The sequence below is a fragment of the Boseongicola aestuarii genome, assembly GCF_900184815.1.
In the GTDB taxonomy this organism is placed as follows: Bacteria; Pseudomonadota; Alphaproteobacteria; order Rhodobacterales; family Rhodobacteraceae; genus Boseongicola; species Boseongicola aestuarii.
This window is the reverse complement of the sequence record NZ_FXXQ01000009.1, coordinates 131,913-156,239: the sequence shown is the minus strand read 5'-3', so window position 1 is coordinate 156,239 and position 24,327 is coordinate 131,913. Positions and strand designations below refer to the sequence as shown.

The following is a 24,327-nucleotide window of genomic DNA, read 5'->3' as shown; positions in this document are numbered from 1 at the left end:
AAAGGCGCGGCGCGAAAGGCTAACCCCCCGCGCCGCAAAGCTTTTATTGCTTGGTAATCCGACCCTCAACCATCGGATTCGCCGGAGCGATCGCGGCCATATACTCGGCCAGAACATCTGCCAGGTCGGGCCCGAAGTCATAGGCATTCATCGCTTCGGTCGAGAACATCTTGTATCCATCGCCACCGTTGCGAACATAGTTGTTCGTCACAACGCCATAGGTCGCTGCAGGATCAATCGGCTCACCGCCAACCATCACTTCCACGATCCGGCTTCCGGGTTCCGCAGCAGAATTCCAGGTGAAGGTCATACCCGCCACCTGCGGGAAACGCCCCGCAACTTCCTCGACCTGGCTCACACCGTTTTCAAGCGCATCGATGATCACCTGGCCCGTGGTCTGGAACGTCGACAAGGTGTTCTGGAACGGCAGCACCGTCATCACTTCACCCATCGTCACTTCACCACCGTCAATCGACGCCCGGATACCGCCCGAGTTGGCGAAGGCAATCTGGATACCCTGATCCTTCACCCGCTCAAGCATCGCGTCCGCGACAAGGTTGCCCATTGGGCATTCCTCGACACGGCACACAGAACGGTCGCCCTCAATCGGCGCCGCCGCAGAGGCCACAACAGCGTTCCGGATTTCCTCCAGAGGGGCCGCCATTTCCTTCACACGCGCCTTGATCGTCTCGTCTTCAGACACGAAACGGTCCATCAGGATCGGCTCGCCGGTTGCGGATGAGATGACACCTTCATCGTCAAAAACAACCTTCAGTTCACCAAGGTATTTGCCGTACGCATAGGCCTGCACAACAGCCGTTTCGCCAACCATTGTCGGGTACGGACCGGCCGCGCGATCATTGACGTTCGACAAAAGCGTATTCGAGTGACCCCCAACGATCACATCAACACCGGTTGTGCCTTCAGCCACCCGAAGGTCCGTCTGATAGCCCGAATGCGACAGAACGACGATCTTGTTCACGCCCATTTCCGTCAGCATGTCGACCTCGGCCTGAACCGCCTCAACGGGATCGGTGAAGATTACATTCGGACCGGGGCTTGCCAGTTCATCCGTGTCCTGTGGTGTCAGACCGATCAGGCCGATCCGCTCACCGCCCTTGGCGACAATCGTCGACTTCTGGATCGCTCCGGCCAGCAAAGGCTCGCCCGAGATATCGGCGTTTGACATAAGGATCGGGAAGTTCGTTGCGTTCACGAACCCACGCAGAACTTCCGGGCCGTCGTCAAACTCGTGGTTGCCCACGGTCATCGCATCATAGCCCATGTTGTTCATCATCTCAGCAGCCGCAGCACCCTTATAGTACTGATAGAAAAGCGTGCCCTGAAACTGATCGCCGCCGTCAACAAGCAGCCAGTTGTCGGTGCGCTCTTTCGCGGTTTCGATCGCCGTCATCAGGCGCGCTGAGCCACCAAAGCAGCTTCCCGCCAGGTTATCTTCTTCGCCGCAGCCACTGTCGAACCGGCTGATTGGCTCGAACCGCGCGTGAAAATCGTTTGTGTGTAGAATCGTAAGGCTGAAATCAGCCATGGCAGCGCCGGCGCTAAGTGCCAGAATGGCTCCGCCGGACATGAATTTTTTGATCATCTTGGAAGACTCCCCTGTCGTAATCAATTTCAACACTGACCCTTTAGCGCGCCCGAGTCAAAAAAAGATGACACGACTTGACGTAAACTCGCTTGACCGAACGCGGCGCGCGCGCCACAGACGGGTCCATGCTCATTTTCAAGATATTCCGCCCATCCGAATGGCAATTGATGCATGTCAATGGCACAACGCAGGGCGCGCCGATTGACGTCACGGATGGCTACATCCATTTCTCAACCGCCGCCCAGATCACCGAGACTGCCGCCAAGCATTTTGCAGGCGCCGGCGACCTAATGGTTCTTGCACTTGATGCAGACCTACTTGGAGCGGACCTGAAATGGGAGCCATCGCGCGGCGGCCAACTGTTTCCTCATCTGTATCGTGAAATGCGGCTTTCGGACATCCTGTGGGCCCGCCCCTATCCCAAGGGCAAAGACGGCCATATCCTTCCCGAGGGCGTCGAATGAGCGGGTTAGAACGCATTGGTCTGGCCGCACTGCGCCGCATCGATCCCGAAACAGCCCACAGCCTCGCCCTGAGGGCCCTGAAATCCCCATTTGCGCCCAATATCACGCCTCCGACTTCGCCTGCACTGGCGACCAGCATCGCTGGCTTAAAGATGCCCAATCCGGTCGGGCTCGCAGCGGGCTTTGACAAAAACGCCGAGGTCATCGCCCCCTTGATGCGGTCGGGCTTTGGCTTTCTCGAAGTCGGCGCCGCCACGCCACGTCCGCAGCCGGGCAACCCGCGCCCGCGCCTGTTTCGCCTGTCCGAGGATCGCGCTGCAATAAATCGTTTTGGCTTTAACAATGAAGGCGTCGAGGCCATCACAGAGCGCCTCGCAAACCGCCCCCATGACATTCCGGTTGGCCTGAACCTTGGCGCCAATAAAGACAGCGCCGACAAGGCGCGCGACTTTGTCGAGGTGCTGCGTATCGCTGCACCCCACATCGATTTCGCCACCGTCAATGTCTCGTCGCCCAACACCGAGAAACTTCGCGACCTGCAAGGGGCCGACGCCCTGCGCGCCCTTCTTGCAGGCGTGATGGAGATCAAGGGCGACACGCCGGTCTTCCTCAAGATCGCGCCAGATCTCACAGATGGCGAAATCGCGGAAATCGCCCAGGTCGCCGCTGAAACACGCGTTGATGCGATCATCGCAACCAATACAACGCTTTCGCGCGAAGGCCTTCAAAGCGCACATAAAAATCAGGCCGGGGGTCTGTCGGGCCGGCCGCTTTTCGCCCCCTCAACCCGCGTTCTGGGCCGGCTTTATCTCGAAACCGGAGGTAAGATTCCCCTGATCGGCGTCGGTGGCATCGCCTCCGCCACCGATGCCTACGCCAAAATCCGCGCTGGCGCTTCAGCCGTCCAGCTTTACACAGCGATGGTGTATTTGGGCATGTCCCTGATCCCGCGCATCGTGCACGGCCTTGATGAACGCCTTGCGCACGATGACTTCAAACATATCAGCGAAGCCGTCGGCACGACGGCAAAGGACTACGCATGACGGTCACGATCTGGCACAATCCGCGCTGTACGAAGTCGCGCCAAACGCTTGCCCTGCTCGAAGCGAGGGACACTTCCGTCGAAGTGCGCCACTATCTGCAATCGCCCCCGACCGAGGCGGAGCTCCATTGGGCGCTGTCTCAGCTTGGTCTGCCGGCCAAAGACCTGCTGCGCAAAGGTGAGAAACTGTTCAAGGATCTTGGCCTGAAAGACGTGGCGGACGAAAACGTCCTCATCGCTGCGATGGCGACCCACCCGAGCCTGATTGAACGCCCCATTGTTTTCGCGAACGCAAAAGCACGCATCGGACGCCCCCCGGAGGCCGTGCTCGACATCCTCTAGACCCGCGCCGAACGTTCCAAGGCCGGATAGCGCACGGCCAGTGTGACACCGCGCGCAATGAACGAAATCAAAAGCGCCATCCAAAGCCCGTGGTTGCCGTAGGCCGGCACCAACGCCCAGGCCGCGACAGCATAAATCGCTGCGGAAACCACCATCATGTTGCGCATGTCGGCGGTGCGTGTCGCGCCGATGAATATGCCGTCCAGCATCCATGACGCCACGCCCAGCACCGGAGCCGCGATCATCCACGGCAGGTAAATGCGCGCCTCTGCTCGCACATCCTCGGAGGTCGTCATCAAATCGATTACTGCCGGACCGAACACCCAGACGCCAAGCGCGAAGAAGACCATCACGCCACCGCCCCAAATGCTTGTCACCACCGCTCCCCGCCTCAGCCGCGCCACGGATTTTGCGCCCATCGCCTGCCCCACCAAGGCCTCGGCGGCAAAAGCGAACCCGTCAAGCGCATAGGCAGTCACATGCAGAAACTGCAACAACACCTGATTGGCCGCCAAGGGCACATCGCCGAAATCCGCGCCCAGAAACAGGAACGACACGAAAATCGCCTGCAACAGCAACGACCGTATCAGGATATCACCGTTGACTGCCGCCATGCGGATCAATCGCGTCCGGTCCAGAACCCGGCCCCATTGCTTCCAGAAGGGCCGCAGAAACGCATCGCGGCAAAACCATAACCCGACGGCAAACCCGGACCACTCTGCCACGAACGTTGCGATGGCGACCCCGTTCACACCCCAACCGAACCCCAGCACAAAGACGAAATTCAGGATGATGTTCAGTCCGTTCATCCAAACCTGAATGACCAGCACCGCCTTGGTCTTCTCGGCTGCAATCAGCCAGCCTGTAATGCCATAAAGCGCAATGGCCGCCGGCGCCGACCAGACCCGGATCTCCATATAGCCGCGCGCCATGGCCTCGACCTCGGCCGACGCGGGCGACAGTTGAAACGCCCCGGCGAACAAAGCCGCCTGCAAGATGATGATCACCGCACCGCCCGTTAATCCGATCAGCAACGCGCGGCTCAAGAGCGCGTCCGCTTCCGCCTGATCATCGGCACCCAGCGCCTGCCCGGTCAGCCCGACCGTACCCATCCGCAAGAACCCAAACACCCAGTAGATCGCCGACAAAATGATCGCGCCGATGCCCACCGCGCCAATCGGAACCGGATCACCCAATTGGCCAACCACCGCTGTATCCACGATCCCCAATATCGGGATCGTCGCATTCGATACGACGATGGGGATCGCAATCGCCAGAACCCGCCGATGCGTGATCGGCCTGGCGACTTTTCCAGCATCCGCCATGCTCATCTAGGTGTCCGAAGGCATCAGGAAATGGCCCGTCGCTTGCGCAAACAAACGGCTGCGATTGTCCTGCCACGCCTCGACATGCACACTTGCATAGCGCCGTCCCGAGCGGTTCACACGCGCCCGCGCATAGGCATCCCGAGGCAAGCCCGACCGCAGATAATCGACCGTGAAATCAATCGTTTTCGGCAACCGAGGCAAACTGTGTGGCACCGATGCGTCGCCGCCCTCGATCTCTTGCCACAACTCCTGCCATCCAAGCTGGATGATCGCCGTTGTTTCCAGAAACGCCGCCGTGACGCCTCCATGAATTGCGGGAAGCGTCGGATTGCCAATGATCTGATCGTCAAAATTCAATACCGAGGTCAGCTCATCCCCGCGCCGATCAAAGGTGATATTCAAGAACCGGATATAGGGAACACCCGCAACCAAAGTCGCCAGCGCAGCATCCCGCCGCTTCTTGACGACCTGCATCGGTTCGGGTCGCCGCCTCATACGTCTGCCCCCGCGATCTCGACGGTAAACGCACCCGTCGCGGTGGCCACTGGATTGTCGCGATTATCATCCATCGCCACGGCGCGTACAAAGGCGACTGTGCGCGTCACATGATAACACTCGGCCCGTGCAACCAATGTCTGTCCGGGCGTCGCCGCGCGCATGTAGTCAATCCGCAAATCCAGCGTCGCCGTGCTGCCCGGATTGACCGGATGCGCCATCACCGCAGCCCCGCTGCACGTGTCCATTAGCGTTGAAATCGCCCCACCGTGGACAACACCGGTTGCCGGATCGCCAATCAGGCGTTTGTCATACGGCATCGACAGTTCCGCCGTGCCGGCGCCGATCTCGACAAAGGACATCCCCAATGCACGGGCATGCGGAATGCTTTCGATAAACTGTCGCGCCACCTGCGCCCTGAGATCGTCAGACACCAAATCTCTCCCAATCTGTCACTATCAATCAGCGCCGCGCTGTCGTTGCAAGCGTCGTCTTCATCATGGCCGTTGATCAACGCCGAAACCACCGTTAACCTGATCCAAGGGAGAGCCCATGGCTGGAGAACGCTTGAATTTCAAGGAAATGTGCGCACGTTTCGACGTTACGCCACGGACCTTGCGTTATTACGAATATATCGAGCTTCTTCAGCCGGAAAAAGAAGGCAGGTCCCGGTTTTACGGCACGCGCGAAATTGCCCGCATGACCCTCATTCTTCGCGGACGCCGCTGGGGCTTCAGTCTTGAAGAAATTCGCCAGTGGCTCCTGATCTACGAATCCGAGGGAACCGCGCCGCAATATCACGAATTCGTGCGGCTTGCAGATCGTCAGATCGAGGTTCTGGACGCTGAGTTCGCGACCTTGAAAAAGACCATCGAAGATCTGAAGCGTGCCCGCGCTGATGTTCTGAAATCGCTCGAATAAGGCGCTTTTCGGCACGCAGCAGCACTCAAACCGCGCGCTGATCCGCCGAACCGACTTGTGACGCAACGTATCCCTTACGTTCACGTCAACTTCACTTGCGAGACTCACTCCGGATTGTCATGTCAGCTACCAAATCAATTGGTCTGACCAACTATTGGAGAGATCCATGCCAGAACACTACCTAACCATTCGCCAGATGTGCGACGCCTACGACGTAACCCCCCGCACGCTCAGGTTCTATGAGGCCAAAGAGCTTTTGTCGCCTGTTCGCCAGGGCACACGCCGCCTGTATACACGCCGCGAACGCGCGCGCCTGAAACTGGTACTGCGCGGGAAACGCTTTGGTTTTAGCCTTGAAGACATACGTCAGTTGCTCGACCTCTACGATACATCCGGCCAGAACCTCGCGCAGATACAACGTGCGCATGAACTGGCCAAAGAGCGTCTGGGCGACATGATCCGCCAACGCGACGAACTGACAGTCGCCATCGACGATCTGCGCCAGCAGATGGACTGGGGCAGCGAAGTAATTGCCTCCTTGACGTCCACGTCAACCTCCGCCGCAGAATAGACACATCCGATACGAAGGACCGCCCGATGCCAACCTTTACACCCCCCGTCAAAGACATTCAGTTCCTGCTCCACGAAGTACTGAAGGTTTCTGAAAGCGACACCCCCGGCTACGACGAACTGGAAGCTGATTTCACCGGCGCCGTTCTTGAAGAAGCCGGCAAGATCGCCGCCAATGTTCTGCAACCCCTGAACACCGTCGGTGACGAAGAAGGCTGCACGCTGGAAAATGGCGTCGTGCGCACGCCCAAAGGCTTCAAAGAGGCCTTTGCCACCTTGGCGGAAGGTGGCTGGATGGGTCTGGACTGTGACCCCGAGTACGGTGGCCAAGGCATGCCTCACCTCTTGAACACCGCAACGGGCGAGATGTTCTCCTCCGCCAACATGGCCTTCCAGATGTATGTCGGCCTGACCCACGGCGCGGCCTCGGCGCTCCACGAACATGGTTCGGACGAACAAAAGGCCACCTATCTGCCCAAGCTCTATTCCGGCGAATGGACCGGCACGATGAACCTGACCGAACCGCACTGCGGCACGGATCTGGGCCTCATCCGCACGAAAGCCGAACCGCAGGACGACGGCAGCTACAAGATTTCCGGTCAGAAGATCTGGATTTCAGGCGGCGAGAACGACCTTGGCAAGAACATCGTCCACCTTGTGCTTGCGAAAATCCCGAACGGCCCAGACGGCGTCAAAGGCATCTCGCTCTTTGTCGTGCCCAAGTTCCTCGTGAACGAAGACGGCTCGCTTGGTGATCGCAACGCGGTGACCTGCGGAGGTTTGGAATCCAAGATGGGTATCCACGGCAACTCGACCTGCGTAATGAACTATGACGGCGCCACGGGCTGGCTTGTTGGTGAAATGCACAAAGGCATGCGCGCCATGTTCACCATGATGAACGAAGCCCGCCTGTCGGTCGCGCTTCAAGGCTACGCGCAAGCAGAAGTCGCCTATCAGAACGCGCTTGGATTTGCCCGCGACCGTCTGCAAGGTCGCGACGTGACCGGTACGAAAAACCCAAACGGCACGGCCGATCCGATCATCGTCCACCCGGACGTACGCCGGAACCTTCTCGACCAGAAGTCCATCGCTGAAGGTGGTCGGGCGCTGGTCTATTGGGGCGCGACCATGATCGACCGTTCGCAGCGCGCCGACGACAAAGATGCCGAAGCGATGATCTCGCTGTTGATTCCGGTGATGAAAGGCTTCCTGACCGATAAGGGCTTCGAAGCCACCGTTCTGGCCCAACAAACCCTCGGCGGCTCCGGCTTCACCAAGGAATGGGGCATGGAGCAGTTTGTGCGCGATGCCCGCATTGCGATGATCTACGAAGGCACGAACGGCATCCAGTCGCTTGACCTTGTGGGTCGCAAGCTCGGTCAGGACGGCGGCAAAGCCATCATGGCGTTCTTTGAAATGGTGAAATCCTTTATCAAGGAAAACGACGGCAACGACACGCTGAAAGCCCAGTTCCTCGATCCGCTGAAAGCGGCCTCGAAGGATCTGCAAACCGCTGCGATGTATTTCATGTCCGACGGCCTGAAGAACCCCAACAACGCGCTCGCCGGGTCGTATGACTTTATGCACCTCTTTGGTCATGTCGCCACCGGCCTGATGTGGGCGCAAATGGCGAAAGCTGCGCAAGACGCCCTGGCCAACGGCGCCACCGACACGGCCTTCTACACGGCCAAGATCGAAACCGGGCGCTTTTACATGGCGCGGCAACTGCCCATGACATCGACGCATCTTGCGCGTATTCAGTCCGGGGCCGACCCGGTAATGACGCTGGAGGCCGCAAACTTCTAAAACCGGAGCCGACATGCCCAAACGCCTTCGCCTGACCCGCCGCTTTCCTGTCGCCATGACCGAAGACGGCTATCGACGCCTCAAGAAGTTTTCCGCCGAGGCCGGGCTGGACGAAGGCGAGGCGCTCAGCTTCCTGTTTGAAAATTTCAACTCGGTGATGGACCACGACAACCTCTACACCCGCCTGAGATTGTTTAACGCTGAACTAGATTCGAGAAAGAGATAAAAAATGCGCTTTATCAAATCATTATCAGCGGCTCTTTTGATCGCATCTCCGGCAATTGCCTTTGACGGCGACGAACAGACCCGACTTGAACAAGCTCTCGCCGCCTATGCAAACAGCCTTGAAACCGCCGACTACAAAGCCGTCGTCGATGCTCTCCCGCCCGGGGTCATTGAACTTCTTTCCGAACAGGCCAAACTGTCGCCGGAAATCATCCGCACCTCGGTCACGGCGCAGTTGGTGACGATCATGCAAAGCGCGACCATCGAAAGCTTTGACATGGATGTCGACACCATGACCAGCGGCACTACCGGGGCCGGCACCAACTACGCCTTCCTGCCAACGACGACACGCATCGCCGTCGGCGACGCGCCAATCCAGCAAGCTAACACCCTGACCCTTGCCGTCGAAGACAACAACATGTGGCACCTGATGCGGATCGAGTTGGACCAGCATTACTTCATCTTCCGCGCAGCCTATCCCGACTTCGCCGACGTGCCCTTGCCGGAGATCGCCAAATGACGATGCACCTCCACTGCTTTGGCGAAAGTGGCAACAGTTACAAAGCGGCCCTCGCACTGGAACTGTCCGGCCTCGACTGGGAACCGGTCTGGGTCGACTTCTTCAACGGTGCCGCCCGCACGCCGGAATACGCCGCCCTGAATCCGATGGGCGAAGCGCCCGTCCTCGTCGACGGCGACACCCGCATCACGCAATCCGGGGTCATCCAGTCCTACATCACCGAGAAGACCGGAAAATTCGGCGGCACAACGCCTGAAGAAAACCGCGAAATCCTGCGCTGGGTGCTTTGGGACAACCACAAACTCTCCAGTCAGGCCGGAATGCTGCGATTCCTGATGAACTTTCTCGCCCCGGAAAAGCGCCCCGAACAGGTGATCGCCTTCACCCAAGGCCGCCTCAAAGCCGCCTATACAGTCCTCGACACCCATCTCACGTCACGTGACTTCATTGTCGGTCGCAACGTCACAAATGCGGATCTCTCGTGCTGTGGCTACCTCTACTACCCGGAACCCTTCGGTTTCGATCGCGCCGACTGGCCCAACATTGACCGCTGGCTTGACCGCCTTGCCGATACACCCGGATGGAAACATCCCTACGACTTGATGCCCGGATCCCCTGCGGATCGGGCCTGAACACAAGGATTTCGCCATGCGCGACGCATACATTTTCGACGCCGTTCGCTCCCCTCGCGGCAAAGGCCGTGCCAACGGCAGCCTGCACGAAGTGACACCCGCCAAGCTGTCCGCCCACATGCTGAACGCACTGAAATCGCGCAACAACCTTGAAGGCCATACCGTTGAAGACGTGATCTGGGGCAACGCAACCCAGGTCATGGAACAAGGCGGATGCCTTGCACGCACCGCGGTTCTCGCTTCGAACCTCGACGAACGTATCCCCGGTCTCTCGATCAACCGCTTCTGCGCCTCCGGCATGGAAGCCGTGAACCTCGCCGCCAATCAGGTCAAAGGTGGTGCCGGCGACGGTTACATCGCAGGAGGCGTCGAATGCATGAGCCGCGTCGCTATGGGTGCCGACGGTGCCGCAATCGCAGTCGATCCCTCCATCGCCATGAACACCTACTTCGTCCCGCAAGGCATCTCGGCCGACATCATCGCGACGGAATACGGCATCTCCCGTGATGATGCCGACGCACTCGCCGTCGCAAGCCAGGACCGCGCCGCCAAGGCGTGGCAGGAAAAACGGTTCGACCGCTCGATCATCGCCATCAAGGACATGAACGGCCTGCCTATCCTCGATCACGACGAATACATGCGCCCCGGCACCGACATGCAGGCGTTGGGTGCCTTGAAGCCGGCCTTCAAAGATCAGGGCGAAGTCATGCCCGGCTTCGACGCCGTCGCGATGATGAAGTATCCGCACCTTGAGAAGATCAACCACATCCACCACGCCGGAAACTCATCCGGCATCGTCGATGGTGCGGCAGGTGTTCTGATCGGCTCGAAAGAGTTCGGCCAAGCCCACGGCCTCAAGCCTCGCGCCGTCATCCGCGCCACGGCCAAAATCGGCACTGATCCCACGATCATGCTGACCGGCCCCGTGCCCGCGACCCAGAAAATCCTCGCCGACAGCGGAATCTCAATCAGCGATATCGATCTTTTCGAGGTGAACGAGGCCTTCTCGTCCGTCGTCCTGCGCTTCATGCAGGCCTTCGACGTCGACCATAGCAAGGTCAACGTGAACGGCGGCGCCATCGCCATGGGCCATCCACTCGGGGCTTCCGGCGCGATCATCATCGGCACCCTGCTGGATGAATTGGAACGCGCTGACAAAACGCTCGGTTTGGCCACTCTCTGCGTGGCCTCCGGAATGGGGGCCGCGACGATTATCGAACGGGTCTGACATCCGTCGGCGCCCGAGACCCTTGCAAGCCGGAAGTATTGCCAATCATGAAGCCCGAAACCGAAACTTTGAAAGAGTCTTTCAAAACGATCGAGTCCGCACTCGTGCTTGGCGAATTCGCTGTTCTTGCCGACCAATTTTCGATGCCCACTGTGGCCTACAGCCCTGCGCGTGTTGTGATCATAGATAACGAAGCACAGTTGGCGGAAATGTTCAGCAACGACAAAGACCTGCTCGTTTCCAATCAGGTCACCCAGTCGCATCACCAGAACTTCGACGAGGAACCAACGAAAGACCAACGCAAAGAGGTTTCGGACAAATTCACCAAGTCGCACAGCAAAGATGAGAGTTCTGTTTCCAATGACGTAAGGTTCTTCCGATCTTCGAAGACGACGGCGCGCAGAAATTCGAAATACTCGAGTTCCTCACCTTGCCCACGACGGTGGAAGATATCCGAACCCTGCTGCCTTCAAACGGCGACACCAAAAAAAGTTCAAGCCGCGCCCCTGTTTCTGGGACGGCGATCTAGAAAGACCCGAAAGGTTCAATACTATGTCTGATTTCACCTACGACCTCCACGACGACGGCGTCGCCGTCATCACTTGGGACGTTCCCGGCAAGTCGATGAACGTCCTGTCGCGCGAGGCCTTCGAGACCTTCGAAGCGGCGCTCGACAAGGGCCTGAACGACGGCGCCGTCAAAGGCATCGTGATCACCTCCGGCAAAGACACCTTCGCAGGCGGCATGGACCTGAACACATTGGCGACCATCCGCGCGGAAGGCGGCGAAAACCCAGCCCCCGCCCTGTTCGAATTTACGATGAACGGCCACCGCATCTTGCGCAAAGTTGAACGCGCGGGCATGGACCCCAAGACCAACAAGGGCGGCAAACCCATCGCTTGCGCCATCCCCGGCCTTTGCGCCGGCATCGGCACCGAGATCGCCCTCGCCTGCCACTACCGCGTCATGGCCGACACCCCGAAAGGCAGAATCGGCCTGCCGGAAATCCTTCTCGGCCTCTTCCCCGGGGCCGGCGGCACGACCCGCTATTCCCGTATGGTCGGCGCAATGGCTGCCGCTCCCGTCCTCCTTGAAGGCAAGATGCTGGACCCAAAGAAAGCCAAATCAGCGCAACTCATCGACGCGGTCGTCCCTGCCGAAGACCTGATGTCCGCCGCCAAGGAATGGGTGCTGAACGCCACCGACGCCGATATCGTCAAACCCTGGGACCAAAAAGGCTGGAAAATGCCCGGCGGCGCGCCCTACCACCCTGCCGGCTTCATGACCTTCGTCGGAGCCTCGGCGATGATCAACGGTAAGACCAAAGGCGTCTACCCGGCAGCCAAAGCCCTCCTCAGCTCGATCTATGAAGGCGCACTTGTCCCCTTCGACACCGCGCTCAAGATCGAAGCTCGCTGGTTCACCTCGATCCTGATGGACCCACGCTCCTCCGCAATGATCCGCTCGCTGTTCGTCAACAAACAGGCACTTGAGAAAGGCGCGAACCGCCCCGATGTCGCTGATGAAACCGTCCAGAAGGTCGGCATCCTCGGTGCAGGCATGATGGGCGCGGGCATCGCTTATGTCTCGGCCAATGCCGGGATCGAAGTCGTCCTCATAGACCGCGATCAGGACGCCGCCGACCGTGGCAAGGCCCATGCGGAAGGCATCCTCGAGAAAGGCATCCAACGCCGCAAGGTGACCGAAGAAAAGAAAGTAGAAGTCCTCAACCGCATCACTGCGACCACCGACCTCGACGCCCTGAAAGGCTGTGACCTTATCGTCGAAGCCGTCTTCGAGGACCCGAAAGTCAAAGCGGAAATGACAGCCAAAGTCGAACCGATCATCCCCGACACGGCGATCTTCGCGACCAACACCTCGACCCTGCCGATTACCGAGCTTGCCAAGGCCAGCGCGCGCCCCGAGCAATTTATCGGCATCCACTTCTTCTCACCGGTCGACAAGATGCTGCTCGTCGAGATCATCAAAGGTGCCAAGACCGGCGACCGCGCCGTGGCCAAGGCGCTCGACTTCGTGCGCCAGATTCGCAAGACGCCGATCGCCGTCAACGATGCGCGCTTCTTCTACGCCAATCGTTGCATCCTGCCCTATGGCCGCGAAGGTCTGCGCATGGTCGGCGAGGGCGTGGAACCTGCGCTGATCGAAAATGCAGCCAAACTCCTTGGCTTCCCTGTCGGCCCCTTGCAGCTTATCGACGACACAACGATTACCCTGAACGCCTCTATCGCCCGCGCGACCAAGGCCGCCATGGGCGACGCCTACTCGGATGCCTTCACCGATGAAATCCTGTTCTGGCTCGAAAGCGAAGGCCGTCTTGGACGCGGTGCCAAAGCCGGTCTGTATGCCTACGACGAAGCCGGCAAACGCACCGGCACGTGGGACGGCCTGCACGATAAATACCCGCTGCTCGAAGACCAACCTACCCTCACCGAGGTCCAGCACCGCCTATTGATGGCCCAAACCCTCGAAGCTGTCCGCTCTTTCGAAGACGGCGTGCTGACCGACATCCGCGAAGGCGACGTCGGCGCCATCCTCGGCTGGGGCTTCGCGCCTTGGTCCGGCGGTCCGTTCTCATGGCTCGACATGATCGGCGCTGCCAAAGCTGTCGAAATCTGCGACGCTCTGGCAGAAACCCACGGAATACGCTTTGAGACCCCCGCGCTGCTGCGCGACCTCGCGGAAACCGGCGAAACCTTCTATGGACGCTACGGCTCGGGCCACGCCGCGAAAGCCGCCTGAGGCAACAAAGCCACGCAAAAACGGTCGACCCGCTGCGGCTGGGTCGACCGCACATAAAATCGCTTGCTCCGAATCAACAATGCTCCTATCGGAGCGATGTCGCGAAGGTCTGTGCAGGAGAGATCGGTTCATCCCGGCGCCGAAGGAGCAACCCCCCGGAAACTCTCAGGCAAATGAACTGCACTATGGACTGACAATCTGGAAAGCGGCCTGACACATCAGGTCCACCGACGGAGAAAGCAAAAGACCTCTTTTGCGTAAACTCTCAGGTTCAGGGACAGAGGGGATCGCCGGTGCGGATATCCGCATCTGATCTGAATCTGTTTTGGGGGGAACCCTTATGAAGAAAATTGCTGTCATCGGCGCCGGTGTGACCGGTGTAACCACGGCCTATTCCCTGATGAACCGGGGATTTGACGTCACCGTCTTCGACCAGAACCGCTACGCTGCGATGGATACCTCCTTTGCGAACGGTGGCCAACTTTCCGCGTCGAACGCCGAGGTCTGGAACCGCTGGTCCACCGTCTTCAAGGGCATGAAATGGATGTTCAAACGCGGCGCTCCGCTCCTCGTCAATCCAAAGCCAAGCTGGCACAAATACTCATGGATGGCAGAATTCGTCGCCAACATCCCGCACTATCGCCAGAACACCATCGACACTGTGCGCCTTGCAATCGCCGCGCGCGAATTGCTGCGGACGACGGCTGCAAAAGAGGGTTTTGCCTTCGATATCGAAGAGCGCGGCATACTTCATATCTACAACACCAAGAAAGAATACGACCACGCCACCGAAGTGAACGCGCTTTTGGCGGAAGGCGGCCTCACCCGCGAAGCCGTCACGCCTGAAGACATCAAAAAGCTGGAGCCTGCGATCAAAAGCGACTTCTACGGCGGTTATTACACGGCGTCCGACGCAACCGGTGATATCCACCTCTACAGCCGGGGCCTGTCCGAAGCTTGTCGCAAAAAGGGCGTCAACTTCCACTTCAACGCCGATGTGACCGAGATCACCCAAAAGGATTGCGGCCACGTCGTGGCATGGAAAGACTCAAAGAAACTCCGCCACGAAGCGGCCTTTGACGGCATCGTCGTCTGCGCCGGCGTTGGCAGCCGCAAGTTCGGCAAAATCCTCGGCGACCGGATCAACGTCTACCCCGTAAAAGGCTATTCCATCACCGTGAAACTCGACGACGAGGAAAGCCAGGCTGCTGCCCCTTGGGTCAGCCTTCTCGATGACGAAGCCAAAGTCGTGACCAGCCGCCTCGGCAAAGACCGTTTCCGCGTTGCCGGAACAGCCGAATTCAACGGCTACAACTGGGATATCCGAGACGACCGCGTCAGACCGCTTGTGAAATGGGTCGAAGACGTCTTCCCGGACGTTCAAACCGAACACGCCGTCCCGTGGGCCGGACTGCGCCCGATGATGCCAAATATGGTGCCCATCGTCGCTCCCGGCAAACGCCCCGGCGTCTACTACAATACTGGCCACGGCCACCTCGGCTGGACACTCTCCGCCGCGACCGCCGAGATCATCGCCGACAAGATTCTCGCCGACTATCCGCAGTAATGGCGCTCCGCTCAACCCAGCGCCACCAAGCCAATAAACGAAAAAGGCCGCCCTGTTGGGGCGGCCTTTCCAATCTCGGCACTCAGAAGAACGATTAGTTCTGAGCGTAATATTCGATAACCAGGTTTGGTTCCATCTGAACCGGATAAGGCACATCACCCAGACCAGGCGTACGCACGAAGGACGCAGTCATCTTCGAGTGATCGACTTCCAGATAATCTGGAACGTCACGCTCGGGCAGGCCAGCGGCTTCAAGAACCAGAGCCATCTGCTTGGAACGCTCACGCACTTCGATCACGTCACCCTCTTTTACGCGGTAGGACGGGATGTTGACGCGCTTGCCGTTCACTGTCACGTGGCCGTGATTCACGAACTGGCGCGCTGCGAAAACGGTCGGTACGAACTTGGCACGGTAAACAACAGCGTCCAGACGACGCTCCAGAAGACCGATCAGGTTCTCGCCGGTGTCACCCTTCACACGGGCAGCTTCGACGTAGATGCGCTTGAACTGCTTTTCCGTCAGGTCGCCGTAGTAACCTTTCAGCTTCTGCTTGGCACGCAGCTGCAGACCAAAGTCGGACAACTTGCCCTTGCGGCGCTGACCGTGCTGGCCGGGGCCGTATTCGCGGCGGTTGACGGGGGATTTCGGACGACCCCAGATGTTTTCACCCATCCGGCGGTCAATTTTGTACTTGGCAGACGTGCGTTTGGTCACGGCTGATCTCCTTCTTAGAGCGTCCCCATCCGGGAACTATGAAGGGCGTTGTCCTCTGGCTTCGGGCTGTTCTTGCGATCCGCCGTGGCCTGACAGGGATCCTCTTGCGAGGGCCACCAACACCAATGAAGCCCGGCGTATAGGCCGGGGCATCACCCCTGTCAACATGCTAGAAATAACGGGCTGGCTCAGAATGGCCACGCAATCTGGAAGGTCCCCACAAGCTGCCCTTCAGGCTGCGCTTCAAACTCCTCGCCAAGCCAGGCAATGCCGTAAAACACATCCCACGGATCAGCCCCAAAATGCACCCCGGCCCGCACACGCTTGCGCAAAGGCGTCAGCTCATATCCAAGGTTTTCGGGCAGATAAATGCTGTCCACCACGCGCGCCACATCCGCTCCAAAAACAAAGCTGAACCCGTCATCGGTCCCAAGGCCCACCGGCACCCGATGCCCGGTCGTCACCGACCGAACCATCTGATCCCCGCGCCCCAAAGCCCCAAACGTCACATCAAAACCAGCCCGCACGAAATCCTCGGACCCCACCTGCGCCGCAACAAACGGTCGTACCCGCGCCGCCCCGAAATCCCAGACCCGCGCTACCTCACCACTGAAATCGAGCCGCGCCGTATCCTCTATCTGGAAATCCTCCAGCTCGGGCACCGTGAACCCCAAAACCTTGTGCGATTCCCGCTGCAAACCCAGCAAACCCGTCTGCGGCCCAACAACCACCAGATCGACGCCGCCCTGCACCTCCAAGGCCCCCGGCGTCGCGTACGTATGCACGCCAAACGCCAAAACCCCGGCGTGGCGGCGATCATCGGGATCGGGCGCATCCAAACTGGCCGGTGTCAGAATATCCGTGCGAAACCGGAACTCCAGCATCTCGCCAAACCGCTCCGGTGCCACCCCCGACCACTCCGGCCCGTAAAACGTCCCGAACTGCACCGAAGAACTCTGCCACCGGTCCAGAAACTCGCCGATCGAATCATTCGAGATCGCCAGGGACCAGCCAAGCCGCTCCCGCGCGTCCGCCGCGCTCAGACCAAGCCCAAGCCCCAGTAACGCCACACCACCGATCTGCCAGAACCGCAAAGCCGTCTCCTACCCGTTCTCACAGCGATTGAATCACGCCAACCTGGCCCCATCAACCCCAACGAACCCCGGAAATCCCCTTGCCGCGCGTCAAAACCACAGCCAAGCTGGCAGGCAAAGGAGACCACAATGTCCAAGACCCTCGCCCGCCTCGCAGTCCTGATCGCCGCGCTCACAGCCCTGTCGGGCTGCGTCCCGGTCGCAATCGGCGCGGTTGGCGCCGTCGCCATCGACTCGGCCTCCGAAGACCGCGGTCGCGACCTGTTCTGACCGCCTAAAGCAGGATCGCCAGAACCGACGCCAGTCCGGTCAGACCGATCAGCGTGCTTGAGATCATCTTGAGCTTGCCAAAGTCGCGCGCCTCGATCCCTTTGCCATAGCCCGTTGCGCGGATCTCGTCCGTCATGTCGCTCTTGAGGTTTGCCAGATCGTCCAGCGCCACCCCGCCAGCGAGCACGCCGAAGACTGTCACTGTCAGCGTCAGCACCATCAAAGGCGCCGAATAGGCCCCGTCGCCCAAATGCAGAACGCCCCCGATGATTGCAAAAACGAGGATCGTGGCCGTCATTATGGAAATGTAATTCGTCGTGCGTGAATGCACGATTGATTGGCGTAGTTCTGGTGACATGGTTGATTGCTCCCCTATTATTATGAGGAAAGCCTGCGCCTTTTACGCACCCCTGTCGAGAAAAACCGCGCTCAGACGTCCGCGCTGTCGCGGTTCCGGCGGATCGTGCGGACCATCAGTTTGTACATTAGGATCACACCACAGGTGTATCCAAGGATAAGGACCGCCCAACCAAGAGGCGTGAGGCTCCAGACAATTTCCACGTGCTTTTCCCTTTTAGGTTGCGTGCAGCGAGGGAGATGACAGGGAATTGTGGCATGGGTTTGGCGGTGTATTGCAACCGTAGGGTACCAAAAAGAGAAGAAAACCCCTGTCGGCGTTGAGTTATTGCGTGCTCACAGCAACGGCGCCAGCATTCGTCAAATCATCGATGACAAGAAAGGTCGTGATAATCGTCGGCACCAGCATCACGCAGATGCCAATTCCCAAGAAGCAGAATACTGAAAGCCGCATCGCGGGTCTGGAGTAGTCCGCGACAAGGTATTCAATACGGTAGATGTCGACCGCATTCTGTGGCATCGCGGCGAAAAGGTGCTTCCAAATACTACGCTGAGACGGCTCTCGGTGGTGCATGATCTGCAAGATTCGATCAATTGCTGGCTCGTCATTGTCCTTTAGAAGCTGATGTTCGCTTAGCTCTTCGCGGCTAAGCGCATTCTCCAGCAAAGCCGCCATGCTCTCGTTAAATCGTCTCGGAAAGCTTGCTTTATGGCCATGTGGATCGACGAGGGCCGGTTCCTCACGAGATGCCGCCAGAAATTTCTCCAAAGACAGTCGGAGGCTTCCAATGACTGAATTCGGACTTTGCGAGCGCAGCTTTGCCTCAAGAAATGCATCATAGCTCCGATAACCAGTGACCTGCTTCGGACTGAAAAGAGAGAATAGCCCAACCCCCAGCCCGATAATAATCAGTCCGAGATAAAAAATATCGAAGCGTGCAAGTGCCAGATAATCAATAACGGGATTCGAATGTCGGTTGTCGGAAAGTTCAAGAACAGGCTGAAGAGGTTCGTTGTGCAGGATTATGAACGCGACGAAAGGCGCAACTATCGTAAGCTTAGGCAAATTCCCGGAAGCAAGCCGCGCAAGGTTCGACCACTTTGTCAGTTCATTGAAACCTGTGGTTCGCACTCACCCATCCATCTTCAGCGCATTGATAAACGCTTCCTGCGGGATCTCGACCTTCCCGAACTGGCGCATCTTCTTTTTACCCGCCTTTTGTTTATCCAGCAATTTGCGCTTCCGGGACGCGTCGCCGCCGTAACACTTCGCTGTCACGTCTTTGCGCATCGCTGACAAGGTCTCGCGCGCGATCACGCGGCCGCCAATAGCCGCCTGGATCGGGATTTTGAACATGTGGCGCGGGATCAGCTCTTTCAGCTTTTCCACCATCGCCCGCCCCCGTGTCTCGGCCCGATCGCGGTGCACCATCATCGACAGCGCATCGACAGGCTCGTCGTTCACAAGGATGGACATTTTTACCAAAGCATCCGCCGCATAACCGATCATCTGGTAATCGAAAGACGCATATCCCTTGGTCACCGACTTCAGCCGGTCATAAAAATCGAACACCACCTCGTTCAGCGGCAGGTCATACACCACCATTGCCCGGCTGCCCGCATAGGTCAGATCCAACTGCACCCCGCGCCGGTCCTGACACAGCTTCAGGATATCCCCGAGATACTCGTCCGGCACCAGAATGGTCGCCTTGATGCGCGGCTCCTCGATGTGATCCACAAGGCTCATATCTGGCATATCCGCCGGGTTGTGCAGCTTGATCTTCGAGCCGTCGCGCATGAACACGTCATAAATAACGCTCGGTGCCGTGGTGATCAGATCAATGTCATACTCGCGCTCGATCCGGTCCCGGATCACCTCAAGATGCAACAGCCCAAGGAACCCGCAGCGAAACCCAAAGCCCAGCGCGGCTGAAGTTTCCATCTCATAGGTGAAAGACGCATCGTTCAACGCAAGTTTCTCGATCGCATCGCGCAAGTCTTCGAAGTCGTTCGAATCCACCGGAAACAGCCCGCAGAATACCACCGGAACCGATGGCGCAAATCCAGGCAAGGGCTTGGCACAAGGCTTCTTTTCATGAGTGATCGTATCGCCGACCTTGGTATCGCGCACCTGCTTGATCGAGGCCGTCAGAATACCGATCTCGCCCGGTCCAAGCTCTTTGATATCGACCATCTGCGGCTTCAGCACGGCCAGCTTGTCGATCCCGTATTTCGCGCCAGTCTGCATCATCTTGACCTGGTCACCCTTGCGGATCACCCCGTCAATCACCCGGATCATCACGACGACACCCAGATAGGAATCATACCAGCTGTCCACCAGCATCGCCTTCAACGGTGCATCCCGGTCACCCTTGGGCGCAGGCAACCGCGCGACGATCGCCTCAAGCACTTCCGGAATACCCAGCCCCGTCTTGGCCGAAATCTGCACCGCGTCCGAAGCATCGATCCCGATCACATCCTCGATCTGCTCCGACACCCGCTGAACATCCGCTGCCGGCAGGTCGATCTTGTTCAGAACCGGCACGATCTCGTGGTCCGCATCAATCGCCTGATACACGTTCGCCAAGGTCTGCGCCTCGACGCCCTGCGACGCATCCACAACCAGCAAAGACCCTTCAACGGCCTGCATTGACCGCGAAACCTCATAGGCAAAGTCCACATGTCCGGGCGTGTCGATCAGGTTCAGAATATAGGTCTGCCCATCTTTTGCCGGATATTCGATGCGCACGGTGTTGGCCTTGATCGTGATCCCGCGCTCACGCTCAATGTCCATGCTGTCCAGCATCTGCGCTTTCATATCGCGCTCGGCAACAGTGCCCGTCAGCTGGATCAGGCGATCCGCCAAAGTGGATTTTCCGTGGTCAATATGCGCCACGATCGAGAAGTTCCGGATATGTGCGAGATCGGTCATACCGGTGATATGTAGGGGTTTGGAGAGGTTGGCAAGTGGCCGCGATCGCCTGCGGGCACCCTACTCCACCGTCACTTCCAAAATTGCCAGATCGTTCGGGCCCTCATGCGTCCAGACAGGAGTATAAAAGCGGTCACCCACCCAGATATTTCGCCCCCCGAATGCCAGATTTCGCGACCCCAACAGGCCCTCGGCATCCAACACCTCAACGCATTTCCCGCCACCCACAGGTGCCCGCCAGATTGCCGCGCGACTGTTGTTGTTGGATACGAAATAGACGTCCTTCCCGTCCGGTGAAACCGTCATATTGAACAACCGCCACCAATTCTCTCCGCAAGACGTCCCGCCCCGCAACCGCTTTTCCGACTTAGTCTGGACCGGGAAGACTTCTTTCGACTTGGCCAGTAAAACAAGGATCAAATCCGGGTTCGCCGTCGCCACGATCATCCCGACCTCTTCGTCTTCCGAAATCCCGGACACCAAAGGCGTCGTCTCTCCTGTTTGCGCATCAAAATGAAGAAATGCCTGCGCCTCACCCGGCGTCCCCCCGAGGTAATACACATCCCCTTCCGCATCGACGTGAAACGCATAAGACACCCGCGGCGAATGCCCGATGGCCAATACGCTCCCCGTCCTAAGATCAAGCCGCAACAGCGCGCCGTTGTCGTGTGCCATCAGATAAAGCATGTCTTCAAACTCGACATGCGCTCCCAGCCCCTTGATCCCCAACTCCTCCAGTAAAACACCACGACCGCCGACAATCTTTCCCTCTCGCGTTACCGTGTACGGCAACTGCGACGAGACGTCCTCAATCTGCTCGGTCGCAGGATCAAGCGCATAGAGATGCGCGCCGCGACGTCCCGCAGGCTTGGTCGCCGGCATAGTCGCGAAATATAACCGCCCGTCCGAAGCTTGCTCAAGGAATGTGTGGACCTTGTACTGTCCCTCACCCTCCAGCCAATTGCCCGCGGCTTCGGACACAGATTTGATGTCATTGACGAAACGCATTCGATCCGCCCCCGGATCAAGCGCAAAAATCGCGACATTTCCAAGCACTTCATCATGGTTGGACACCGCAATGAAAATCGTGCCGAACTCGGCTTGCCCCATGCCCGACCACACGGAATGCATCGCAAAGCCGGGCAACAAAGGCGTGCCGCCCTGGCGTCCGTCTTCTGTGAAGTGGATCAACCGCGCCTCTGTTTCGGCCACGACCGCAAAGGGCAAAACCGTCAGGGCAACGACCAGACCAAATCGGACCAGCCAGGCGGCAGCGTCGTACCCGGAACGCCCAAACTTCTCACCCAATGTTACGCCTCCTACACTCACCGACAGTTTGTCCGACGGCCTAAGCTCCACACATATCACAATTTTTCGCTGAAATGCATCAAAGCACAGATGACTAAGGAAAGGTGCTCAAGAACCGCGCCGCCTTGTCCGTCGCGTGCTCCACCCCAAGTAAACCAACCCGAACCGACGCACTAACCAAGGGCGTCCGCTCGCCTGCACAACGACTTGGTGCGCGTCGTCAAATACAATCGCCTTCAGCCCGGACGCCCCAAGATCAAGCCACAGATATCTCGTACCTCACGTTTCCGGCCATCGGTTCCGGAGCTTCAGACCGGCGACGTCGCAACGCCGGACAAACCTCAGTCCAGTTCTGTCCAGGGCCAGGGCTTTACCTGACTTGCAGCGGTCTGAAAGCGCGCGGCCTTGGCGATCCAGATACCCAAGTCCGTGCCGAACTCGGCAATGCGTTCATTCGGCTCCTTGTTATTGATCAGCATGATCACGAACTGCACCACGGTCATGAACCCAAGAACCGTTTGCGCGATGGAAATCATCAGCGCGATGATGATCATATAGACCAGTCGCAGGAACAGGTTCTCGTCCCCTGTCGGCTCAATCTGTTCGCCGTTCAGACGACCCTCAGTTTTGTCTTCGTCGGACTGTGCCATGTCGCACCCCTCAAATCGCCGGTTCGACCCACTATAAGACCGATCCGCCTTCCGCGTTAAGAGCTTGTTCACCTTTCTGACGTCAAACACCACATCTCGTGGTGTTGCCGGCGTGAATAGCAACGTGCACCGACGTGATACCAACGTTGCACCGACGCGATACCGACGTTGTAATTTGCCGGGATACCCCTTGTTTTCCTGGCCGCCCCATTTCGCACCGTTTCAGGGCGAGGCCGCCCACCGCGCGTTGCGAAAATCCGATACAGGCCCCAAACTTCGTGCTAGGCTTTCGCGCATGTTGCAGAAACAGAACCTTGCCATTGACGACATTCGCGTGCCGGTCAAACGGGCGAAAACACTTGATCCCGACAAGGTCGAAGCCCTTGCGACAGACATCCTGGAACACGGCCAGATCACCCCGATCCGCGTCCGCAAGGACGGCGATAAGTTCGTATTGATTGAAGGATATCATAGACTTGAAGCCATGCGCGCCTTGGGTGAAGAAGCGATCTCGGCCTACATCGTCCACGCGCGCTTGCACTGACTTACGGAGAGCTCCATGAAAATCGCAGTTATCGGCGCCGGTGGAATTGGCGGCTATCTTGGTGGACGGCTGTCGCAAACCGGCAACCAGGTCACCCTTGTGGCGCGCGGCGGTCATCTGAACGCGATCAGACAGAACGGACTGCGGATCGAAAGCCCCTTTGGCTGCGCACATCTCACCAGCATCGAAGCCACCGACAACATCGCCGCGATCGGCCCGGTCGACATCATTCTGGCAACCGTCAAATTGCCGGACCTCAATGACGTCGCACGTCAGTTTTCCTCAATGATTACAGAAACTACACGCATTATAACCCTGCAAAACGGTATTGATGCCAAGCCGATGATCGCACAGTTCACCAACGCAGACCGCATCGCTCAGGGTGTCATCTACCTTGCCGCCGATATTAAGGAACCCGGCACGATCATGACCCCCGGCGGCAAGCATCAAATGCTTGTGGATGATCTGAACGGCGACGCAACCATGGCCGCGCTCTTCGACGAAATCGACCGCGCCGAAGCCATCGACGTCACGCGCTCGCGGGATGCGGAAAAGGTTGTCTGGAGCAAATTCACGGCCCAGGCGTCAATCGCCGGCGTCACCGCGCTCACCCGGCTCCCCTTGGGCGGGGTCTTTGCCTCGCAGGAAGCAAAAGTCCTTTTGGCTCAGATGATTGACGAAGCCATCGCAGTTGCATCTGCCAAGGGCATCCAGCTTGATCCAGACCACCGCGAGACAGTTTTCCGGACATACGGCGCGCAGCCCGGCGCACAGTCGTCGTCGCTTTTGGTGGACATCGAGGCGGGCAAACCTACCGAACTTCAATGGCTCTCGGGCCGCGTGCACGCTTTGGGCAAGGAACTCGGAGTTCCAACGCCTGCGCATTCCGTTACCTGGAACGCTCTGGCCGCCGTCAAGGACGGGCCGGCAACGATCCGCGCCTGACCG

The 24,327-nt window shown here is 58.6% G+C and carries 28 protein-coding genes and 1 riboswitch; of the genes, 16 read left to right on the top strand and 12 right to left on the bottom strand.

From position 1 onward, the window contains the following. Nucleotides 1-43: 43 nt before the first annotated feature. Nucleotides 44-1,606, bottom strand: a complete 1,563-nt coding sequence (locus tag BOA8489_RS13710) for a bifunctional metallophosphatase/5'-nucleotidase (protein ID WP_093974718.1) — start codon at nucleotides 1,604-1,606, stop codon at nucleotides 44-46. A 128-nt stretch (nucleotides 1,607-1,734) separates the two neighbouring features. Here BOA8489_RS13710 and BOA8489_RS13705 point away from each other — a divergent pair, with 128 nt between their 5' ends. The 3 genes from BOA8489_RS13705 to arsC are packed head-to-tail and all read left to right on the top strand — an operon-like array spanning nucleotide 1,735 to nucleotide 3,457. Further along, entirely contained in the window at nucleotides 1,735-2,073 is a 339-nt protein-coding gene (locus BOA8489_RS13705) for a DUF952 domain-containing protein (RefSeq protein ID WP_093974818.1), read from the top strand. After that, nucleotides 2,070-3,116 (top strand): quinone-dependent dihydroorotate dehydrogenase, encoded by a 1,047-nt coding sequence (locus tag BOA8489_RS13700; protein ID WP_093974716.1) that lies wholly within the window; start codon nucleotides 2,070-2,072, stop codon nucleotides 3,114-3,116. The genes BOA8489_RS13705 and BOA8489_RS13700 overlap by 4 nt, the downstream gene beginning before the upstream one ends. Beyond that, nucleotides 3,113-3,457 carry an arsenate reductase (glutaredoxin) gene (arsC, locus tag BOA8489_RS13695; RefSeq protein WP_093974714.1) on the top strand — a complete coding sequence of 115 codons (345 nt, stop codon included), beginning with the start codon at nucleotides 3,113-3,115 and terminating at the stop codon, nucleotides 3,455-3,457. Before BOA8489_RS13700 ends, arsC begins: the two co-directional genes overlap by 4 nt. Here arsC and BOA8489_RS13690 read toward each other — a convergent pair. From BOA8489_RS13690 to BOA8489_RS13680, 3 genes are read right to left on the bottom strand one after another with little or no spacing between them, the layout of a single operon-like run. Beyond that, entirely contained in the window at nucleotides 3,454-4,788 is a 1,335-nt protein-coding gene (locus tag BOA8489_RS13690; protein WP_370807218.1) for an MATE family efflux transporter, read from the bottom strand. The genes arsC and BOA8489_RS13690 overlap by 4 nt on opposite strands. After that, nucleotides 4,789-5,280 (bottom strand): PaaI family thioesterase, encoded by a 492-nt coding sequence (locus BOA8489_RS13685; protein ID WP_093974713.1) that lies wholly within the window; start codon nucleotides 5,278-5,280, stop codon nucleotides 4,789-4,791. Continuing rightward, nucleotides 5,277-5,714, bottom strand: a complete 438-nt coding sequence (locus tag BOA8489_RS13680; RefSeq protein ID WP_093974814.1) for a PaaI family thioesterase — start codon at nucleotides 5,712-5,714, stop codon at nucleotides 5,277-5,279. The genes BOA8489_RS13685 and BOA8489_RS13680 overlap by 4 nt, the downstream gene beginning before the upstream one ends. A 118-nt stretch (nucleotides 5,715-5,832) precedes the next feature. On the opposite strand from BOA8489_RS13680, the gene BOA8489_RS13675 reads away from it, so the two are divergent. The 10 genes from BOA8489_RS13675 to BOA8489_RS13630 all read left to right on the top strand — a co-directional run bounded on the left by BOA8489_RS13675 (nucleotide 5,833) and on the right by BOA8489_RS13630 (nucleotide 15,509). Continuing rightward, a complete protein-coding gene (locus BOA8489_RS13675; protein WP_093974711.1) occupies nucleotides 5,833-6,201 on the top strand; it encodes a MerR family DNA-binding protein in 369 nt (122 codons plus the stop codon). A 166-nt stretch (nucleotides 6,202-6,367) separates the two neighbouring features. After that, nucleotides 6,368-6,772: a MerR family transcriptional regulator gene (locus BOA8489_RS13670; protein WP_093974709.1), complete on the top strand. Its 405-nt coding sequence runs from the start codon at nucleotides 6,368-6,370 to the stop codon at nucleotides 6,770-6,772. Nucleotides 6,773-6,798: 26 nt separating this feature from the next. Beyond that, nucleotides 6,799-8,577, top strand: a complete 1,779-nt coding sequence (locus tag BOA8489_RS13665) for an acyl-CoA dehydrogenase C-terminal domain-containing protein (protein WP_093974707.1) — start codon at nucleotides 6,799-6,801, stop codon at nucleotides 8,575-8,577. Between the two features lie 13 nt (nucleotides 8,578-8,590). Further along, nucleotides 8,591-8,803 (top strand): hypothetical protein, encoded by a 213-nt coding sequence (locus BOA8489_RS13660; RefSeq protein ID WP_093974705.1) that lies wholly within the window; start codon nucleotides 8,591-8,593, stop codon nucleotides 8,801-8,803. A gap of 3 nt (nucleotides 8,804-8,806) precedes the next feature. Further along, entirely contained in the window at nucleotides 8,807-9,322 is a 516-nt protein-coding gene (locus BOA8489_RS13655; protein WP_093974702.1) for a hypothetical protein, read from the top strand. Then, nucleotides 9,319-9,954, top strand: a complete 636-nt coding sequence (locus BOA8489_RS13650) for a glutathione S-transferase family protein (RefSeq protein ID WP_093974699.1) — start codon at nucleotides 9,319-9,321, stop codon at nucleotides 9,952-9,954. The genes BOA8489_RS13655 and BOA8489_RS13650 overlap by 4 nt, the downstream gene beginning before the upstream one ends. A 16-nt stretch (nucleotides 9,955-9,970) precedes the next feature. Then, a complete protein-coding gene (locus tag BOA8489_RS13645; protein ID WP_093974696.1) occupies nucleotides 9,971-11,182 on the top strand; it encodes an acetyl-CoA C-acetyltransferase in 1,212 nt (403 codons plus the stop codon). Between the two features lie 47 nt (nucleotides 11,183-11,229). Next, the gene (locus tag BOA8489_RS13640; RefSeq protein WP_093974694.1) at nucleotides 11,230-11,742 is read left to right on the top strand and encodes a hypothetical protein; all 513 of its coding nucleotides are present in this window, start codon (nucleotides 11,230-11,232) and stop codon (nucleotides 11,740-11,742) included. After that, the gene (locus BOA8489_RS13635) at nucleotides 11,735-13,942 is read left to right on the top strand and encodes a 3-hydroxyacyl-CoA dehydrogenase NAD-binding domain-containing protein (RefSeq protein ID WP_093974692.1); all 2,208 of its coding nucleotides are present in this window, start codon (nucleotides 11,735-11,737) and stop codon (nucleotides 13,940-13,942) included. The genes BOA8489_RS13640 and BOA8489_RS13635 overlap by 8 nt, the downstream gene beginning before the upstream one ends. A 104-nt stretch (nucleotides 13,943-14,046) precedes the next feature. Then, nucleotides 14,047-14,133: riboswitch (glycine riboswitch) on the top strand. A 149-nt stretch (nucleotides 14,134-14,282) separates the two neighbouring features. Further along, entirely contained in the window at nucleotides 14,283-15,509 is a 1,227-nt protein-coding gene (locus BOA8489_RS13630) for a D-amino acid dehydrogenase (protein WP_093974690.1), read from the top strand. A gap of 94 nt (nucleotides 15,510-15,603) precedes the next feature. Here the strand turns inward: BOA8489_RS13630 and rpsD are convergent, their stop codons facing one another. Then, on the bottom strand, nucleotides 15,604-16,224 hold the full coding sequence (rpsD, locus tag BOA8489_RS13625) for a 30S ribosomal protein S4 (RefSeq protein WP_093974688.1): 621 nt from the start codon (nucleotides 16,222-16,224) through the stop codon (nucleotides 15,604-15,606). Nucleotides 16,225-16,412: 188 nt separating this feature from the next. After that, entirely contained in the window at nucleotides 16,413-17,318 is a 906-nt protein-coding gene (locus tag BOA8489_RS13620; RefSeq protein ID WP_093974686.1) for a lipid A-modifier LpxR family protein, read from the bottom strand. A gap of 129 nt (nucleotides 17,319-17,447) precedes the next feature. Between BOA8489_RS13620 and BOA8489_RS20495 the strand changes: the two genes are divergently transcribed. Further along, nucleotides 17,448-17,588: a hypothetical protein gene (locus BOA8489_RS20495; protein WP_176440305.1), complete on the top strand. Its 141-nt coding sequence runs from the start codon at nucleotides 17,448-17,450 to the stop codon at nucleotides 17,586-17,588. A gap of 4 nt (nucleotides 17,589-17,592) precedes the next feature. On the opposite strand, the gene BOA8489_RS13615 is transcribed toward BOA8489_RS20495, so the two are convergent. From BOA8489_RS13615 to BOA8489_RS13595, 6 genes are all read right to left on the bottom strand, one after another. Continuing rightward, the gene (locus BOA8489_RS13615; RefSeq protein ID WP_141138301.1) at nucleotides 17,593-17,946 is read right to left on the bottom strand and encodes a hypothetical protein; all 354 of its coding nucleotides are present in this window, start codon (nucleotides 17,944-17,946) and stop codon (nucleotides 17,593-17,595) included. Nucleotides 17,947-18,017: 71 nt separating this feature from the next. Further along, complete coding sequence (locus BOA8489_RS20955; protein WP_281256198.1) at nucleotides 18,018-18,149, bottom strand: hypothetical protein; 132 nt, start codon at nucleotides 18,147-18,149, stop codon at nucleotides 18,018-18,020. 121 nt (nucleotides 18,150-18,270) lie between these two features. Then, on the bottom strand, nucleotides 18,271-19,011 hold the full coding sequence (locus tag BOA8489_RS13610) for a hypothetical protein (protein WP_141138300.1): 741 nt from the start codon (nucleotides 19,009-19,011) through the stop codon (nucleotides 18,271-18,273). A gap of 66 nt (nucleotides 19,012-19,077) precedes the next feature. Next, a complete protein-coding gene (gene lepA, locus BOA8489_RS13605; protein ID WP_093974680.1) occupies nucleotides 19,078-20,877 on the bottom strand; it encodes a translation elongation factor 4 in 1,800 nt (599 codons plus the stop codon). A gap of 60 nt (nucleotides 20,878-20,937) precedes the next feature. Continuing rightward, the gene (locus BOA8489_RS13600; RefSeq protein ID WP_093974678.1) at nucleotides 20,938-22,185 is read right to left on the bottom strand and encodes a hypothetical protein; all 1,248 of its coding nucleotides are present in this window, start codon (nucleotides 22,183-22,185) and stop codon (nucleotides 20,938-20,940) included. A 341-nt stretch (nucleotides 22,186-22,526) separates the two neighbouring features. Continuing rightward, nucleotides 22,527-22,835 carry a DUF4389 domain-containing protein gene (locus BOA8489_RS13595; RefSeq protein ID WP_093974675.1) on the bottom strand — a complete coding sequence of 103 codons (309 nt, stop codon included), beginning with the start codon at nucleotides 22,833-22,835 and terminating at the stop codon, nucleotides 22,527-22,529. Nucleotides 22,836-23,130: 295 nt separating this feature from the next. Here BOA8489_RS13595 and BOA8489_RS13590 point away from each other — a divergent pair, with 295 nt between their 5' ends. Both BOA8489_RS13590 and BOA8489_RS13585 read left to right on the top strand, forming a co-directional pair. Continuing rightward, the gene (locus BOA8489_RS13590) at nucleotides 23,131-23,379 is read left to right on the top strand and encodes a ParB N-terminal domain-containing protein (protein ID WP_093974673.1); all 249 of its coding nucleotides are present in this window, start codon (nucleotides 23,131-23,133) and stop codon (nucleotides 23,377-23,379) included. Between the two features lie 15 nt (nucleotides 23,380-23,394). Next, complete coding sequence (locus BOA8489_RS13585; RefSeq protein ID WP_093974671.1) at nucleotides 23,395-24,324, top strand: ketopantoate reductase family protein; 930 nt, start codon at nucleotides 23,395-23,397, stop codon at nucleotides 24,322-24,324. The last annotated feature ends 3 nt before the right edge of the window (nucleotides 24,325-24,327 follow it).

What these genes read in the sequence shown, in the direction of transcription:
- BOA8489_RS13635 (WP_093974692.1), top strand. Translation starts at nt 11,735, where the DNA reads ATGTCTGATTTCACCTACGACCTCCACGACGACGGCGTCGCCGTCATC.
- lepA (WP_093974680.1), bottom strand. Translation starts at nt 20,877, where the DNA reads ATGACCGATCTCGCACATATCCGGAACTTCTCGATCGTGGCGCATATT.
- BOA8489_RS20495 (WP_176440305.1), top strand. Translation starts at nt 17,448, where the DNA reads ATGTCCAAGACCCTCGCCCGCCTCGCAGTCCTGATCGCCGCGCTCACA.
- BOA8489_RS13595 (WP_093974675.1), bottom strand. Translation starts at nt 22,835, where the DNA reads ATGGCACAGTCCGACGAAGACAAAACTGAGGGTCGTCTGAACGGCGAA.
- arsC (WP_093974714.1), top strand. Translation starts at nt 3,113, where the DNA reads ATGACGGTCACGATCTGGCACAATCCGCGCTGTACGAAGTCGCGCCAA.
- BOA8489_RS13655 (WP_093974702.1), top strand. Translation starts at nt 8,807, where the DNA reads ATGCGCTTTATCAAATCATTATCAGCGGCTCTTTTGATCGCATCTCCG.
- BOA8489_RS13665 (WP_093974707.1), top strand. Translation starts at nt 6,799, where the DNA reads ATGCCAACCTTTACACCCCCCGTCAAAGACATTCAGTTCCTGCTCCAC.
- BOA8489_RS13690 (WP_370807218.1), bottom strand. Translation starts at nt 4,788, where the DNA reads ATGAGCATGGCGGATGCTGGAAAAGTCGCCAGGCCGATCACGCATCGG.
- BOA8489_RS13685 (WP_093974713.1), bottom strand. Translation starts at nt 5,280, where the DNA reads ATGAGGCGGCGACCCGAACCGATGCAGGTCGTCAAGAAGCGGCGGGAT.
- BOA8489_RS13660 (WP_093974705.1), top strand. Translation starts at nt 8,591, where the DNA reads ATGCCCAAACGCCTTCGCCTGACCCGCCGCTTTCCTGTCGCCATGACC.
- BOA8489_RS13630 (WP_093974690.1), top strand. Translation starts at nt 14,283, where the DNA reads ATGAAGAAAATTGCTGTCATCGGCGCCGGTGTGACCGGTGTAACCACG.
- BOA8489_RS13710 (WP_093974718.1), bottom strand. Translation starts at nt 1,606, where the DNA reads ATGATCAAAAAATTCATGTCCGGCGGAGCCATTCTGGCACTTAGCGCC.
- BOA8489_RS13615 (WP_141138301.1), bottom strand. Translation starts at nt 17,946, where the DNA reads ATGTCACCAGAACTACGCCAATCAATCGTGCATTCACGCACGACGAAT.
- BOA8489_RS13590 (WP_093974673.1), top strand. Translation starts at nt 23,131, where the DNA reads ATGTTGCAGAAACAGAACCTTGCCATTGACGACATTCGCGTGCCGGTC.
- BOA8489_RS13700 (WP_093974716.1), top strand. Translation starts at nt 2,070, where the DNA reads ATGAGCGGGTTAGAACGCATTGGTCTGGCCGCACTGCGCCGCATCGAT.
- BOA8489_RS13675 (WP_093974711.1), top strand. Translation starts at nt 5,833, where the DNA reads ATGGCTGGAGAACGCTTGAATTTCAAGGAAATGTGCGCACGTTTCGAC.
- BOA8489_RS13640 (WP_093974694.1), top strand. Translation starts at nt 11,230, where the DNA reads ATGAAGCCCGAAACCGAAACTTTGAAAGAGTCTTTCAAAACGATCGAG.
- BOA8489_RS13670 (WP_093974709.1), top strand. Translation starts at nt 6,368, where the DNA reads ATGCCAGAACACTACCTAACCATTCGCCAGATGTGCGACGCCTACGAC.
- BOA8489_RS13645 (WP_093974696.1), top strand. Translation starts at nt 9,971, where the DNA reads ATGCGCGACGCATACATTTTCGACGCCGTTCGCTCCCCTCGCGGCAAA.
- BOA8489_RS13650 (WP_093974699.1), top strand. Translation starts at nt 9,319, where the DNA reads ATGACGATGCACCTCCACTGCTTTGGCGAAAGTGGCAACAGTTACAAA.
- BOA8489_RS13705 (WP_093974818.1), top strand. Translation starts at nt 1,735, where the DNA reads ATGCTCATTTTCAAGATATTCCGCCCATCCGAATGGCAATTGATGCAT.
- BOA8489_RS13585 (WP_093974671.1), top strand. Translation starts at nt 23,395, where the DNA reads ATGAAAATCGCAGTTATCGGCGCCGGTGGAATTGGCGGCTATCTTGGT.